General features: G+C 35.8%; 1 protein-coding gene. It reads right to left on the bottom strand.

Annotated features, from left to right (window positions below):
• Nucleotides 1-2,057, bottom strand: a 2,057-nt coding sequence (locus DNC80_RS14270) for a thrombospondin type 3 repeat-containing protein (protein ID WP_220485256.1), incomplete at its 3' end; no start/stop codon positions are given.
• Between the last annotated feature and the right edge of the window lie 46 nt (nucleotides 2,058-2,103).

Raw genomic sequence — 2,103 nt, 5'->3', positions numbered from 1 at the left:
CAAGTTGCATTTGGTGCTAAAGTTTGACTCGCAATTAGTAACGAGCAGTTGTCGTTTGGATCCGTGCTATCTGTTTTTTCTTGTCCATCAGTTACGCCATCACCATCTGAATCTGCATTCAATGGGTTTGTGCCATCTGTAATTTCTTGAGCATTAGTAACCCCATCAGTATCACAATCTGCGGCGTTCCAAGTTGCATTTGGCGTTAGCGTTTGGCTAGCGATTAGTAATGAACAGTTATTATTTGGGTTCGTGCCATCTGTTGTTTCTACCGTATCTTTTACTCCATCGCCATCTGAATCCAAGTTGCAAACCAATACATAAGTAGGATCGTTAGCCGTTCTACTATCTATAAAAGCTCCAAAAACCCTAATTGAATTTATTGCACCAACTAAGGAGCCAACACTTATTTTGACTTCATCATAAGATTTGGTAGTTTGAAAACCAACATTATATCTACCTGCTGCAGTGCCAAAAATATCTACTACAGCCGTTAAGTTTAATAAATTACTTGTTGTGGAACATTCTTGCTGCACACCATTTAAATACGTGCAAATTTCAAGAGAGTTTAATAAATCAAGTTGTAATAATCCTCCTGTATCTTCTATTGCAAATCCAGCTACACTTCCTATTGGATAAGTAGAAACAATATCCTTAACAGCGATTGATGCTGAAGATGCAACCCCTACGGCTGTACTTATTAAAGCAAAATCTGTGGTATTAGTAGAAATTACGTTTTGCGTATCACTTACAGAGCATCCCACACAAGCAATACCAGCTAAACCTGTATTAAGACTATTTATAATTACTGGGAAGCCAGAAGCACCTTCTTTTAAAAAATAGGTTTGATCACAAACAAGTGACACAGGGCAATTTTTTTGGACAATAGCCCCGTATACATTAGTAGTACCAATATTTACTCCCACTAATGGATTAAAAACAGATATTTGTACTTCATTAAAAACTTGAGTGGTCACAAAACCCACAACTCCTCTACCGTCTCCATTAACTAAAGATGTTCTCACTGAAACTAAGCCTGAAGATCCTGAAAACGTATCAGCTTGTACTCCGTTGAGATAAGTTGTTAGGGTAAGACCGTTTAATAAATCAACTCCCAAAAGCGCTGTATTTGAAATTTCGAAACCAGCAAAAGTTCCAATTGGGTACGTACTTAAAACGTCTTTTACCGATATTGAACCGCTAGACCCAACTACTCCAACCGCTAAATTTATCGTAGCAAAATCTGTTGTACTTCCTGATATTAAATTGTCAGCATTATTCACAGAACATCCAAAGCAGGCTAGACCAGTAACTCCTGTTTTAGTGCTGTTGATAATAACAGGGAAATTAGGATTGCTAAGAGTCGTTCTTTCATTGCAATTTAATGCAGGACCAGGACAAAATTTTTCGATTACAGCATGATAAATAGTATTCGAAAATAAAACTCCTAACAAAGAAGTATACTCAATTCTGACTTCATTAAAGGATTGATTAGTTACAAAGCCTAGGATTGTGTTACCACTGCTATCTACTAAGGTGGAATTAACACCAACAGTGCTTGTTACTGCGTTAAATGTTTCTTTTAAAGACCCTCCTTGATACGTTTTTATATTGATTGTAGCTCCAATTGAGGCCTGCAGTAAACCAGATGCACTTATTTTAAATCCGGCAAAAGTTCCTGCAGGATAAACATCATTACTATCTGAAACGGCTAGTTCTCCATTACAACCAAGACCAGTAATACTGATAGAGGCAACATTATTCAAATCAGCATCCGTAAGGTTAGTAACATTTGATATAGAACCTACACAAGGCGGTAGTAAACTAAAAACATTATTAGTAACCGACGCTGTTAAATTATCAAAAACTGCTCCATTAACAAAAGGAGTTTTTTGATTACAGGAAACCGATCCTGGATTTATTTTTGCTCTAAGAGGTGTTATTGTATTCCAAGAATTATGAGCTTTTACACTAAAAGATACCAAAATTAATAATATGAAACATGTTATTAATTTTGTGAAATTATGAGTGATATTATTGAAGGTAGAAGTAGTCATAATTTCTAATTTAAGTTAAAAAACCAACGAACGATACTTTATGTAC

The organism is Flavobacterium sp. SOK18b (assembly GCF_014156605.1).
Lineage (GTDB): Bacteria > Bacteroidota > Bacteroidia > Flavobacteriales > Flavobacteriaceae > Flavobacterium > Flavobacterium tiangeerense.
This window is presented reverse-complemented; position numbering and strand designations above follow the sequence as displayed.